We start from the raw sequence: 13,018 nt of genomic DNA, 5'->3' as shown, positions 1-13,018 counted from the left end.
GAGTTTAAGGATTCGATGAAATCCTTGTCAAGCCGGAGCGGCAGTTGAATATCACTATTTACAGAGCGCCGAATTAATGGCTGCCGACGCCCTGATCGAATAAAAAGAGAAAGAAAAAATTAAACCAATGAATACCTGAATAAAAAAAGCGGGCGCGGAAAAAACGATTAAAAATGAAACAGCATCACACGCTGAATATTTCTCGTGGTTTCTGAGACAGCGGCGGCATTTTAGGGGATTTCCGAAAGAAAGCCCAGCGGCTCAGGGCGGACAGGAAAGCGGCATTTGTTGAAGTTGTAAGCAGATAATAAAAATAACCCTTTCTGCTTTGTTAGAATTGATGAGCAGAATTTACGCTTTTTTACGTCGACCTGTTTATTTAATCAGTAATTCGGAAAAAAATAAACGTGGTGGGCAGTGTAATACTGCCCTTCCCTCATTTAACTCTTCGGCTTAATTGTCCGCGACGATATAAATTACGGCGGATACGGGTTAAACCGGGTTTAGGTTTTCTTGGCTCATCCAGCGAGGCTAAAACTAATTCCAGTACCCGTTCGGCGACGTCACGATGGCGTTGTCCTACGGCCAGCACCGGGCACTCAAGAAAGTCCAGTAATTCGTGGTCGCCAAAGGTGGCAATCGCCAGCTCGGTAGGCAGCCGGCCGTCTCGTTTCAGCGTGACATCCATGACGCCCTGCAGCAGCCCGAAAGAGGTGGTAAAAAGCGCCTCCGGCATCGGATGCTCTTCAAGATAACGCTCAAACAGCGCGGCGGCAGCGGTGCGTTCGAAGCTGTTGCAATAAATGTAATCTATCGGCCGCGGGTCATCTTTCCACGCATCACGGAATCCCATCTCACGCAGGAAGCTCACTGACAGCTCAGGCAGAGCGCCGAGGAATAGCACGTTTTTGACCTCGAGCTGACGCAGTTCAGCCGCCAGCGTATGGGCATCGTCCTGGTCGGCGCCCACGACGCTGGTGAAATGTTCACGATCCAGCGCACGGTCTAACGCAATGATTGGCAGCGGATCGTTGACCCAGCGCTGATAAAAGGGATGCTCAGGCGGTAACGAGGTGGAGACGATGATCGCGTCGACCTGACGCTGTAGCAGATGCTCAATGCAGCGCATCTCGTTATCAGGCTGATCTTCTGAGCAGGCGATCAGCAGCTGATAGCCTCGCTGACGCGCCTGACGTTCAAGATAGTTTGCAATACGGGTGTAACTGGTATTCTCCAGATCGGGAATCACCAGCCCAATAGAGCGCGTTCGCCCGGCGCGCAGCCCGGCGGCCACCGCATTGGGGTGATAATTATGCTCACGCACGACCGCCATCACTTTCTCAACGGTTTTGTCGCTGACACGATACTGCCGCGCTTTACCATTGATCACATAACTGGCCGTGGTGCGCGACACGCCTGCCAAACGCGCAATTTCATCCAGCTTCACGATAACCCCACCATCAAATCCGCTTTTACGGCAGAAATAGCCGCAGTTAAGCTATGGATAACTCATGGCTATCATCTAACAGCAGAAAAGTGCGCGGAGCAACCGCTTTTCTGAATGTAACCAGCCTGGCGCATAAAAAATAAAAAAACCCGGCATTTCGCCGGGTTAGGTGAGGTTCGATGGTGACGCAGCGTGATTAACGCATGATGCGATCGCCGCGTGACACGCCCACAATACCGGAGCGGGCCACTTCAACGATTTCGGCAACCTCACGCACGGAATTGAGAAACGCGTCCAGTTTGTCACTGGTGCCTGCCAGCTGAACCGTGTACAGCGTAGGCGTTACATCAATAATCTGACCGCGGAAGATCTCAGCGTTGCGCTTCACCTCTTCACGGCCATAGCCACTCGCCTGGATCTTCACCAGCATGATTTCGCGCTCTACGTAGGCACCCTGCCCCAGTTCGGTCACGCGCAGCACATCCACCAGCTTGTGCAGCTGCTTTTCGATCTGCTCCAGCACCTTCTGGTCGCCTACCGTCTGAATGGTCATCCGCGACAGGGTGGGATCGTCGGTAGGCGCAACGGTCAGGCTTTCGATGTTGTAGCCGCGCTGCGAAAAGAGACCGACGACACGGGATAATGCGCCAGATTCGTTCTCCAGCAGAACTGATAAAATGCGACGCATAGTTATGTCCTCTCCGTTTTGCTTAACCACATCTCATCCATGCTGCCGCCGCGAATCTGCATCGGGTAAACATGCTCGCTACCGTCCACGGCGACATCTACAAACACCAGACGCCCCTGTGCCAGTTTCTCCAGCGCCAGCGTCAGCTTCTCTTCCAGTTCAGCCGGATGCTCAATGGCAATCCCGACGTGGCCGTAGGCTTCAGCCAGACGCACGAAGTCAGGCAGTGATTCCATATAGGACTGCGAGTGGCGGCCGGAGTAGATCATATCCTGCCACTGTTTCACCATGCCCAGAACCCGGTTATTCAGGCTCAGTACCAGCACCGGCAGATTGTACTGCAGTGCGGTGGAGAGCTCCTGAATGTTCATCTGGATACTGCCATCGCCCGTCACGCAGATAACGGTTTCGTCCGGCAGCGCCATCTTGACACCCAGCGCAGCGGGCAGGCCAAAGCCCATTGTGCCCAGCCCACCGGAGTTGATCCAGCGACGCGGTTTATCAAACGGATAATAGAGCGCAGCAAACATCTGATGCTGGCCCACATCGGACGTGACGTAGGCGTCGCCATGGGTCAGACGGCTGATGGTTTCAATGACGGCCTGCGGTTTGATTTTGTCGCTGGTCCGATCAAACTCCAGGCACTGACGACTGCGCCAGCCCTCAATCGCGCTCCACCACGCCTGCAGACTTTCAGAGCGCGGCTCACTGTCGTTTTGCGCCAGCAGCTCCAGCATCTGCTGCAGCACCTGCTTCGCATCACCCACGATCGGGATATCCGCCGCCACCGTCTTGGAGATAGAGGTCGGGTCGATATCAATGTGCATGATGGTGGCGTTGGGGCAATACTTCGCCAGATTATTGGTGGTGCGGTCGTCAAAGCGAACGCCGATACCAAAAATCAGATCGGTGTTGTGCATCGTCATGTTGGCTTCATAGGTGCCGTGCATGCCGAGCATCCCGACGCACTGACGATGCGTGCCAGGAAACGCGCCCAGCCCCATCAGCGATGTGGTGACCGGAATGTTCAGGCTTTCGGCCAGCTGTAACAGTTCCGCTTCACAGCCCGCGGTGATGGCACCGCCACCGGCATAAATCACCGGCTGTTTTGCGGCCAGCAGTGTCGTCAGCGCACGCTTAATCTGACCTTTATGGCCCTGGATGGTCGGATTGTAGGAGCGCATGCTGACAGCGTCCGGCCAGTGATAAGGGAGCTTATTGGCCGGGTTGAGAATATCTTTCGGCAGATCGATAACCACCGGTCCCGGACGTCCGCTGGCGGCGAGCCAGAACGCCTTTTTCAGCACGGTGGGGATCTCTTCGGTGCTTTTCACCAGAAAACTGTGCTTCACCACCGGCCGTGAAATGCCGACCATGTCGCACTCCTGAAAGGCATCATAGCCAATCAGCGAGGTAGGCACCTGGCCCGACAGAATCACCAGCGGAATAGAGTCCATATAGGCGGTGGCGATCCCGGTGATCGCATTGGTCGCGCCGGGGCCGGAAGTGACCAGCACGACCCCGACTTCACCCGTGGCGCGTGCGAGGCCGTCAGCCATATGCACCGCAGCCTGCTCATGGCGTACCAGAATGTGATCGATACCCCCGACGGTTTGCAGCGCATCATAGATATCTAATACCGCGCCACCCGGATAACCGAATACCTGCTTAACGCCCTGATCGATTAACGAACGGACGACCATTTCGGCTCCTGACAACATCTCCATCTTCTGCCTCCAGGCTTCAGGACCGGGCGCCATGAATAGGGCCGTTTGCACGTATCGCGTCACGCCGGTGCCTGCTCTGCCAATCAAAATCTTATGTTTATGCACGACAGCGGAAACCTGTGCCGCTGTCCGGTTACAGAGAAATCTGTCGAGTTCATTGTTCTGAGAGTAGGTCGATTACCATAACCGCACTTCAGCGGGCAGGCAAACCGCAAAGCCGTGTAAATTAAATGGCAGGGACGTAAAGGCTCTGCCCGATAAGAATTGGCTGCGCGGATTAAACTAATTACGCCGCAGAACCGCAGAGGAAAATGCTGACTAAGAAATTATTTTTAGCGTGATCTAAGAAATAACGAAAACTTATTGTGACCTGCCCCAGCCCACAATCGCCCCACCGTTTTATTTTCTGGGTTAATTAACCAGAAAATCGCTAAAGCGCATACGATTATGCTAAGCAAGCGGACATAAATTCTGCCTCACGCCTGAGAAACATAAAAATAAAATTATTATTTTTCAAATAGATAAAACAGTCACCACCCTGCAACAGCGTACTTATCCTGCCTGACCGGCGCGGCGCTCACTTCTGCGCTATTCATTACGCTGTCAGGCCGTAAAATAACAGACGATCTTCCTTTTACTCGCTGGAGAATAACCCTGCACAGAAGGTTGACATCCCTGAGTGATTGCAGTACCAATATAGGCAGCACAACAATTTATAAGGTTTGAATCCATGTTTCGTTTTGCTCGCCTTCTCGGTCTACTACTAAACGCATACAGCTTGCGCGGTAGACTTGTGGGCGGAATCAAACACTGATTCAAACCTGCTGAAAGTTAAAAACCCGCGCCTGTCGCGGGTTTTTTTATGCTCGTTGCCAGGCCAGAAAATGCATAAGGATGAATACGATGAGTCAGCAAGTCATTATTTTCGATACCACTCTGCGCGACGGTGAGCAGGCATTACAGGCCAGCCTGAGTGTGAAAGAAAAATTGCAGATTGCATTAGCGCTGGAGCGTATGGGCGTGGATGTCATGGAAGTGGGTTTCCCGGTCTCCTCACCTGGCGATTTTGAATCCGTACAGACCATCGCGCGCACCATTAAAAACAGCCGGGTCTGCGGTCTGGCCCGCTGTGTGGAGAAGGATATTGATGCGGCATACGAATCACTGCGCGCTGCCGAAGCCTTCCGTATTCATACCTTTATCGCCACCTCACCGATGCATATCGCCACCAAACTGCGCAGCACGCTGCCCGAGGTGATTGAGCGCGCGGTTCACATGGTGAAACGTGCCCGTAACTATACTAATGACGTTGAATTCTCCTGCGAAGATGGCGGCCGCACCCCGATTGATGACCTGTGCCGGATGGTTGAAGCCGCAATTAATGCCGGTGCCAACACCATCAATATCCCGGACACCGTGGGTTACACCCTGCCAGGCGAATATGCTCACATCATCAGCCAGCTGATCAACCGCGTACCTAACATCGACAAAGCGATTCTCTCTGTCCATACCCACGATGACCTGGGTATGGCGACCGGTAACGCCCTGGCGGCTGTCCAGGCGGGTGCGCGTCAGGTTGAAGGCACGCTGAATGGTCTGGGTGAACGTGCCGGTAACTGTGCGCTGGAAGAGGTGATCATGGCGATCAAAACCCGCCAGCAGATCATGAATGTGCACACCAACATCAATCATCAGGAGATCTACCGCACCAGCCAGATGGTGAGCCAGATCTGCAATATGCCTATCCCGGCAAACAAGGCGGTGGTCGGCTCCAACGCCTTCGCCCACTCCTCCGGTATTCATCAGGATGGCGTGCTGAAGAATCGCGAAAACTATGAAATCCTGACGCCGGAGTCGATCGGCTTACACAAGATTCAGCTGAACCTGACCTCACGTTCTGGCCGCGCGGCGGTAAAACATCGCATGGAAGAGATGGGCTATGCAGAGCAGGATTACAATCTGGATGCCCTGTATGACGCCTTCCTGAAACTGGCTGACAAAAAAGGTCAGGTGTTCGACTACGATCTGGAAGCGCTGGCCTTCATCAATAAACAGAATGAAGAGCCGGAGCATTTTCAGCTGCATGAATTTAACGTTCAGACCGGTTCCGGCATCACTGCTACCGCCTCTGTCAAGCTGGGCTGCGGCGATGATGCCAAAGCGGATGCGGCCACCGGCAACGGCCCGGTTGACGCGGTCTATCAGGCCATTAACCGTATTACTCAGTTCGACGCGGAGCTGGTTAACTACAAACTGACCGCCAAAGGCCACGGCGAAAACGCGCTGGGTCAGGTCGACATTGTGGTGAGCTACAACGGCCGTAAGTTTCACGGCGTCGGTCTGGCGACCGATATCGTGGAGTCGTCCGCCAAAGCGATGGTGAATGCGCTGAACAATATCTGGCGTGCCCGCCAGGTTGAACAGGAATTGCAACGCAAATTTAAAGATCAGAAGGAAACCGTATAACTATGTCCAGCTCTTCTCATATCGCAGTTTTACCCGGTGACGGCATTGGCCCGGAAGTGATGGCACAGGCAATGAAAGTGCTGGATGCCATTCGTCAGCGCTTTGATATGCAGATTACCACTCAGGAATATGCGGTCGGCGGCATCGCTATCGATCAGCACGGCGAACCCCTGCCTCCTGCGACCGTGGCGGGCTGCGAGCAGGCGGATGCGATCCTGTTTGGTTCGGTTGGCGGACCGAAGTGGGAACATTTGCCTCCGGCCTCGCAGCCGGAACGCGGTGCCCTGCTGCCCCTGCGCAAACACTTCAGACTGTTCAGTAACCTGCGCCCGGCGGCACTCTACAGCGGTCTGGAAGCTTTCTGCCCGCTGCGCGCCGACATCGCGGCGAAAGGCTTCGATATCCTGTGCGTGCGTGAACTGACCGGCGGCATCTATTTTGGTCAGCCTAAAGGACGCGAAGGCAGCGGCCCGGAAGAGCGGGCATTCGATACGGAGGTTTACCACCGCTTCGAGATCGAGCGCATCGCCCGTATCGCGTTTGAGTCTGCGCGTAAACGCCGCAATAAAGTGACCTCAGTAGATAAAGCCAACGTCCTGCAGACCTCAGTCATGTGGCGTGAAATCGTTAACGAGGTCGCTAAAGAGTATCCGGACGTACAGCTGAGCCACATCTATATCGACAATGCCACCATGCAGTTGATCAAAGATCCGTCACAGTTTGACGTGCTGCTCTGCTCCAACCTGTTCGGCGACATTCTCTCTGATGAGTGCGCCATGATCACCGGTTCGATGGGGATGCTGCCTTCCGCCAGCCTGAATGAAGCGGGCTTTGGCCTGTTTGAACCGGCAGGTGGCTCCGCACCGGATATCGCCGGACAGAATATTGCTAACCCGGTCGCGCAGATCCTGTCGCTGTCCCTGCTGTTACGCTACAGCCTGAATGCCGATGAGGCTGCCGACAGTATCGAACGCGCCATCAGTCGTGCGCTGGAACAGGGCTACCGCACTAAAGATTTAGCCGGTGATGGCCCAGCGGTCAGCACAGATGAGATGGGCAGCATCATTGCCCGCTTTATCGCCGAGGAAAAATAAAAAAATGAAAACCTTATACCAGAAGTTATTTGATGCACATGTCGTCCACGAAGCGCCGAACGAAACGCCATTACTCTATATCGATCGCCACCTGATCCATGAAGTCACCTCGCCACAGGCTTTTGATGGTCTGCGCGCGCATGGACGCAAGGTGCGTCAGCCAGGCAAAACCTTTGCCACCATGGACCACAACGTCTCTACTCAGACCAAAGACATCAATGCGTCGGGCGAGATGGCGCGGATTCAGATGCAGGAGCTGATGAAGAACTGCGCCGAATTTGGCGTACAGCTCTATGACCTGAACCACCCGTATCAGGGAATTGTGCACGTTATCGGCCCTGAGCAGGGCATGACGCTGCCAGGCATGACCATCGTGTGCGGTGACTCGCACACGGCAACGCACGGAGCCTTCGGCTCACTGGCCTTTGGTATCGGCACCTCCGAAGTAGAGCATGTGTTTGCCACCCAGACCCTGAAGCAGGGCCGGGCGAAAACCATGAAAATTGAGGTGCTGGGCCAGGCTTCAACCGGCATTACGGCAAAAGATATTGTCCTGGCGATCATCGGCAAAACCGGCAGCGCAGGCGGAACCGGCTATGTGGTTGAGTTCTGCGGTCCGGCCATTCAGGCGCTGAGCATGGAAGGTCGTATGACGCTGTGCAACATGGCGATTGAAATGGGCGCGAAAGCGGGCCTGGTGGCACCGGACGAGACCACCTTCAGCTACCTGAAAGGCCGCCAGTTCTCCCCACAGGGTGAGAAGTGGGAGCAGGCTGTAGAGTACTGGCGCACACTGAAGTCAGATGAAGGCGCGACCTATGATGCGGTGGTCACGCTGCATGCAGAAGAGATTGCGCCACAGGTCACCTGGGGCACCAACCCGGGTCAGGTGATCGCCGTTGATCAGGTGATCCCGAACCCGGCCTCATTCGCCGATCCGGTAGAGCGCGCCTCAGCGGAAAAAGCGCTGGCGTATATGAATCTGCAGCCGGGCATCCGACTGACCGATGTCGCGATTGATAAAGTCTTTATCGGCTCCTGTACCAACTCACGCATTGAGGATCTGCGTGCCGCCGCCGCTATCGCCAAAGGCCGCAAAGTTGCGCCGGGTGTGGTTGCGATGGTAGTGCCCGGTTCCGGTCCGGTAAAAGCACAGGCGGAAGCGGAAGGTCTGGATAAAATCTTCCTGGAAGCGGGCTTTGAGTGGCGTCTGCCAGGCTGCTCCATGTGTCTGGCGATGAACAATGACCGCCTCAACCCCGGCGAGCGTTGCGCGTCAACCAGCAACCGTAACTTTGAAGGTCGTCAGGGCCGCGGTGGACGAACCCATCTGGTCAGCCCGGCGATGGCCGCAGCGGCAGCCGTCACCGGCCACTTTGCCGACATCCGTGAACTGACGACAGGAGCATAAGTCATGGCGAATAAATTTACTCAGCACACCGGCATCGTCGCGCCGCTGGACGCCGCAAACGTCGATACCGACGCGATCATCCCTAAGCAGTTTTTGCAGAAGGTGACCCGCACCGGTTTTGGTCAGCATCTGTTCCATGACTGGCGCTTTGAAGATGACGCCGGCACGGTCCCTACCCCCAGCTTTGTGCTGAACAAGCCAGAGTTTAAAGGCACCAGCATTCTGCTGGCGCGCGAGAACTTTGGCTGTGGTTCCTCTCGTGAGCATGCGCCCTGGGCGCTGACCGATTTCGGTTTTCACGTGGTGATTGCCCCAAGCTTCGCCGATATCTTCTACGGCAACAGCTTCAACAATCAGCTGCTGCCGGTGAAGTTAAGCGAAGAGGAAGTGGATGAGCTGTTCCGGCTGGTTGCGGCTCAGCCAGGCATCAGCTTTACGGTCGATCTGGAAGCGCAGACGGTGACCGCAGGCGATAAAGTCTACCCGTTTGAACTCGACAGCTTCCGTCGCCACTGCATGATCAACGGCCTCGACAGCATTGGTCTGACCCTGCAGCATGAAGCGTCAATTTCGCAGTATGAGCAGAATCAGCCCGCCTTCCTGCGCTGATTGCGTTAAGACAGGGCTAATCTGACAGCAACAATTAAGCTTAACGCGCAGGGAACACGGTCAGAGGAGGAAAGCGTCCCGCGCCAGGGACAAAAACGTCGGGAGCGTTTTTGAACAACGCAATGCGTTGGCCCGTTTACGGGCGCACCTCATGGATGAGGTGCGTAATCGCGCGGGCCGAGCGGCCAGGGATTGGCTTAAGCGCCTTTCCGATCTGACCGTGTTCCCTGAGCAGGCTCGCTATCACAGCGACCGGTCCAGATTCCTCAATAGTTAAAAAAAGGGCGACATCCTGTCGCCCTTCTTCTTTATACGTCGCGCACCCGCGCCGACATCACCAGCGCCACAATTGCCAGCCCGAATGCCAGCCAGTAGACCGCCTCATGTCCCAGCCGCTCGCTCAGCGTACCCTGAATCACCCCGGCCAGAATCATGCCGGTTGAGATGGAGTTGGTGAACAGGGTGGTTGCAGCGCCAGGCCGTCCCGGCATCAGATCCTGGAACCACAACATCCCAATCCCGGCAATAATCCCGACAAACACCGCATTAAACAGCTGCAATACCATCAGTGACGTGCGGGAGTTAAACAGCACCAGCCCCAGATAAAACAGTACCCCGGCGGCCACCGCCACCAGCATTAACCGGCGCTTGCCCATGCGGCGGGCGTAATGCCCGGCCAGCAGCATCACCGGGATCTCCAGCCCGGCGGCCGTGCCCATCAGCAGACCCGCCAGCTTTTCCGGCAGGCCAAGCGTCGTACTGATATAGAGCGGCATATCAATGATATACATGGTATTGCAGGTCCACATCACCACCGAGGCGATAAACAGCAGGCGCACATCGCGATCGCGCCAGCCGCTTAGCGGCAGACCGCCGCTTTGCAGCAGCGGCTGCGCACGGGGCACTGACGGCAGGGTAAACCAGACCAGCAGGATACAGATCAGAAACAGCGCGGCGGCCACCATAAACAGCGTGACAAAACCATAGTTCAGCGCCAGCGCAAATGAGAGCGGTGGCCCGATGACCCACGCCAGTGACAGCTGCGCGCGCATCACCGAACTGAACATGACCGCTTCACGCGCCGACTGATCGGCATATTCCCGGGCCAGCGCAAAGAGCTGAGGCATCGAGACGCTGGCGAGCGCCGACAGCAGCACACCCAGCGTAATCAGCGTCAGGTAGTGGCGGCTAAAGGCAAACAGCAGCGCATTAACCAGCGCCATCAGGCAGCAGAACAGAATGATATTACGGCGGTCCCCCACGCTGTCCGAACGCTTCGCCACCAGCATGCTCACCAGGATACCGGCCACCGCATTGATGGTAAAAAACAGTCCGACCCAGAAAGGGCGGGCCTGCACTTCGCGCGTCAGAAACAGGCTCAGCGTCGGTGCCTGCAATGCGCCCGCCACGCCCAGCATGAACGAGGCGACCATAAAAGCGAGGTAAACCGGATTGATGCGGCGCTGCCGCGTTAACAGCGATTTCATAGCGAAATCCCTTAGAGGCTAAACAGAGAGGAAAAAAGAAGGGTAGACCATACCGCGCACGATGAAAAAAGCCAGCAGAGATCCTCTGCTGGCGGTGTAAATGCACCCTACTCAGAAAAGCACTCCGCTGAACAGCGAAGTCAGGGTTGAACGCCATTCCAGACTGAATGCCTCCCGCTCTTCCCATAGCGCAAAGTTTGCTCTTAAAATGAGGCAGAAAAAACAGAGCGCTTTTCAGCAGGAGTTCCTCTTTTATGTCCTCGTCACGTCTGAAGCAGCAATTCATTCGCCTGTGGCAGAGCTGCCAGGGCCAGTCGCAGGCCATTACGCTCAGCGAACTGGCTGACCTGCTGCACTGCTCGCGCCGCCACATGCGCAATCTGCTCAACCGGATGCAGGCGGCAGGCTGGCTGATCTGGCAGGCAGAAGCGGGACGCGGCAGGCGGTCACATCTGACGTTCTGCTATACCGGGCTGGCTTTACAGCAGCAGCGTGCCGAAGATCTGCTGGAGCAGGATCGCATCGATCAGCTGGTCCAGCTGGTGGGCGATAAGGATCAGGTGCGGCAAATGATCAGTGCGCATCTCGGCCGCAGTTTCCGGCAGGGCAAGCATATCCTGCGGGTGCTCTACTATCGTCCCCTGCTCAATCTGCTGCCTGGCTCGCCGCTGCGACGCTCTGAAACGCACATCGCCCGGCAGATTTTTAATGGCCTGACGCGGATAAATGAGGAAAACGGGGAAATCGAGCCCGATATCGCGCATCACTGGCAGCAGACCTCCCCGCTTCACTGGCGCTTCTTTCTGCGTCCGGCCATTCGTTTTCATCACGGTCGGGAGCTGGAAATGGCGGATGTCATCGCCACCCTGGAGCGTCAGCGCCCTCATCCGCTCTTTTCCCACATTGCGGAGATCTCCTCACCCGCCCCCTGGACGCTGGATGTGCATCTGAGCCAGCCCGACGACGGCCTGCCCTGGCTGCTGGGCAGCGTCAGCGCGATGATCCTGCCGCGTGAGTGGCCGACGATTCAGGATTTTGCCCGCCAGCCAGTCGGCACCGGCCCCTACCGGGTGATCCGCAATCATGAGAGCCAGCTGAAGATTGAAGCTTTTGATGATTACTTCGGTTTTCGCGCCCTGATCGACGATGTCTCTATCTGGGTGCTGCCCGACATCAGCGATGAGCTGGTCTATGCCGGTGTGCGCCTGCAGGGGGACGCTGCGGATGAAATTCAGGAGGAGAGCCGCCTTGAGGAGGGCTGCTACTATCTGCTGTTTGACCAGCGTTCAGAGCAGGGCCGCAATGAGGCAGTCAGGCGCTGGGTCAGTTATCTCTTCAACCCTATCGCCCTGCTCAACCACGCGGGCGTCGGCTATCAGCGATACTGGTTTCCGGCTTATGGCCTGCTGCCGCGCTGGCACCACCGCCGGGACCTGACCCCGGTCGAAAAGCCGTCCGGCCTGACCCATCTGAGGCTGACCTGGTACAGTCAGCACGTGGAGCATGAGGGCATCGCCAATGCGCTGCGTCCCCTGCTGGCCCAACAGGGCGTCACCCTGGAAACCCGTGAGATCAGTTATGAAAGCTGGTATCAGGGCGACGCGGAGAGTGATATCTGGCTCGGCAGCGTCAACTTTACCCTGCCGCTGAACTGGTCGCTGTTCGCCCAGCTGTATGAGATCCCGCTGCTGCATCACTGCCTGCCGATTGACTGGCACAGTGACGCGGCCCGCTGGCGCGAGAAAACGCTGCCGCTGGCCGAGTGGAGCAAACAGCTGGTTGAAGAGGCGGGCCTGCATCCGCTGTTTCATCACTGGCTATTGCTGGAGGGCCAGCGCAGCATGCGCGGCGTGCGGATGAATACCCTGGGCTGGTTTGATTTTAAATCAGCCTGGTTTGCGCCGCCGGCACTGTGATGCTTTCGCCACGGCGCTGAAATGACTAGAATGTGACGTTCTCAACGGGGTGCCGCCTGCAACCAGCAAGCAGCTGAGAGAGACCCGTCGAACCTGATTCGGTTAATACCGACGTAGGGATTTGAGAGGCCGCTGTGCTCAGATCCTTTGCGACTCATCCCCTATTCTCCTGA

The 13,018-nt window shown here is 56.3% G+C and carries 10 protein-coding genes and 1 riboswitch; of the genes, 6 read left to right on the top strand and 4 right to left on the bottom strand.

Annotation, left to right across the window (positions count from 1 at the left end):
- Positions 1-436: 436 nt before the first annotated feature.
- The 3 genes from cra to ilvI form a co-directional block, all read right to left on the bottom strand.
- Positions 437-1,447 carry a catabolite repressor/activator gene (gene cra, locus F3I47_RS11825; RefSeq protein WP_009092150.1) on the bottom strand — a complete coding sequence of 337 codons (1,011 nt, stop codon included), beginning with the start codon at positions 1,445-1,447 and terminating at the stop codon, positions 437-439.
- 196 nt (positions 1,448-1,643) lie between these two features.
- Positions 1,644-2,135: an acetolactate synthase small subunit gene (gene ilvN, locus F3I47_RS11820; protein WP_009092152.1), complete on the bottom strand. Its 492-nt coding sequence runs from the start codon at positions 2,133-2,135 to the stop codon at positions 1,644-1,646.
- Between the two features lie 2 nt (positions 2,136-2,137).
- Positions 2,138-3,862: an acetolactate synthase 3 large subunit gene (gene ilvI / locus F3I47_RS11815; RefSeq protein ID WP_009092154.1), complete on the bottom strand. Its 1,725-nt coding sequence runs from the start codon at positions 3,860-3,862 to the stop codon at positions 2,138-2,140.
- Between the two features lie 730 nt (positions 3,863-4,592).
- On the opposite strand from ilvI, the gene leuL reads away from it, so the two are divergent.
- The 5 genes from leuL (at position 4,593) to leuD (ending at position 9,442) form a co-directional block, all read left to right on the top strand.
- Complete coding sequence (gene leuL / locus F3I47_RS22720) at positions 4,593-4,676, top strand: leu operon leader peptide (RefSeq protein ID WP_111208305.1); 84 nt, start codon at positions 4,593-4,595, stop codon at positions 4,674-4,676.
- Between the two features lie 89 nt (positions 4,677-4,765).
- A complete protein-coding gene (gene leuA, locus F3I47_RS11805; protein WP_150041162.1) occupies positions 4,766-6,328 on the top strand; it encodes a 2-isopropylmalate synthase in 1,563 nt (520 codons plus the stop codon).
- 2 nt (positions 6,329-6,330) lie between these two features.
- Positions 6,331-7,422, top strand: a complete 1,092-nt coding sequence (gene leuB / locus F3I47_RS11800) for a 3-isopropylmalate dehydrogenase (RefSeq protein WP_009092158.1) — start codon at positions 6,331-6,333, stop codon at positions 7,420-7,422.
- A gap of 4 nt (positions 7,423-7,426) precedes the next feature.
- A complete protein-coding gene (gene leuC / locus F3I47_RS11795) occupies positions 7,427-8,833 on the top strand; it encodes a 3-isopropylmalate dehydratase large subunit (RefSeq protein WP_009092161.1) in 1,407 nt (468 codons plus the stop codon).
- 3 nt (positions 8,834-8,836) lie between these two features.
- The gene (gene leuD / locus F3I47_RS11790) at positions 8,837-9,442 is read left to right on the top strand and encodes a 3-isopropylmalate dehydratase small subunit (protein ID WP_009092163.1); all 606 of its coding nucleotides are present in this window, start codon (positions 8,837-8,839) and stop codon (positions 9,440-9,442) included.
- A gap of 308 nt (positions 9,443-9,750) precedes the next feature.
- Here the strand turns inward: leuD and F3I47_RS11785 are convergent, their stop codons facing one another.
- A complete protein-coding gene (locus F3I47_RS11785) occupies positions 9,751-10,929 on the bottom strand; it encodes an MFS transporter (protein WP_058958457.1) in 1,179 nt (392 codons plus the stop codon).
- A gap of 254 nt (positions 10,930-11,183) precedes the next feature.
- Between F3I47_RS11785 and sgrR the strand changes: the two genes are divergently transcribed.
- A complete protein-coding gene (gene sgrR / locus F3I47_RS11780; RefSeq protein ID WP_150028640.1) occupies positions 11,184-12,845 on the top strand; it encodes an HTH-type transcriptional regulator SgrR in 1,662 nt (553 codons plus the stop codon).
- Positions 12,846-12,880: 35 nt separating this feature from the next.
- Positions 12,881-12,983: riboswitch (TPP riboswitch) on the top strand.
- Positions 12,984-13,018 lie beyond the last annotated feature (35 nt).

The sequence above is a fragment of the Pantoea sp. M_10 genome (assembly GCF_008631515.1).
Lineage (GTDB): Bacteria > Pseudomonadota > Gammaproteobacteria > Enterobacterales > Enterobacteriaceae > Pantoea > Pantoea anthophila.
The sequence above is the reverse complement of the archived record's forward strand: the minus strand, read 5'-3'. Positions and strand labels throughout refer to the sequence as shown.

Bases quoted from the DNA above. Each gene is read 5' to 3' on its own strand.
- ilvN (WP_009092152.1), bottom strand. From the start codon at position 2,135: ATGCGTCGCATTTTATCAGTTCTGCTGGAGAACGAATCTGGCGCATTA.
- ilvI (WP_009092154.1), bottom strand. From the start codon at position 3,862: ATGGAGATGTTGTCAGGAGCCGAAATGGTCGTCCGTTCGTTAATCGAT.
- leuL (WP_111208305.1), top strand. From the start codon at position 4,593: ATGTTTCGTTTTGCTCGCCTTCTCGGTCTACTACTAAACGCATACAGC.
- leuA (WP_150041162.1), top strand. From the start codon at position 4,766: ATGAGTCAGCAAGTCATTATTTTCGATACCACTCTGCGCGACGGTGAG.
- leuB (WP_009092158.1), top strand. From the start codon at position 6,331: ATGTCCAGCTCTTCTCATATCGCAGTTTTACCCGGTGACGGCATTGGC.
- leuC (WP_009092161.1), top strand. From the start codon at position 7,427: ATGAAAACCTTATACCAGAAGTTATTTGATGCACATGTCGTCCACGAA.
- leuD (WP_009092163.1), top strand. From the start codon at position 8,837: ATGGCGAATAAATTTACTCAGCACACCGGCATCGTCGCGCCGCTGGAC.
- F3I47_RS11785 (WP_058958457.1), bottom strand. From the start codon at position 10,929: ATGAAATCGCTGTTAACGCGGCAGCGCCGCATCAATCCGGTTTACCTC.
- sgrR (WP_150028640.1), top strand. From the start codon at position 11,184: ATGTCCTCGTCACGTCTGAAGCAGCAATTCATTCGCCTGTGGCAGAGC.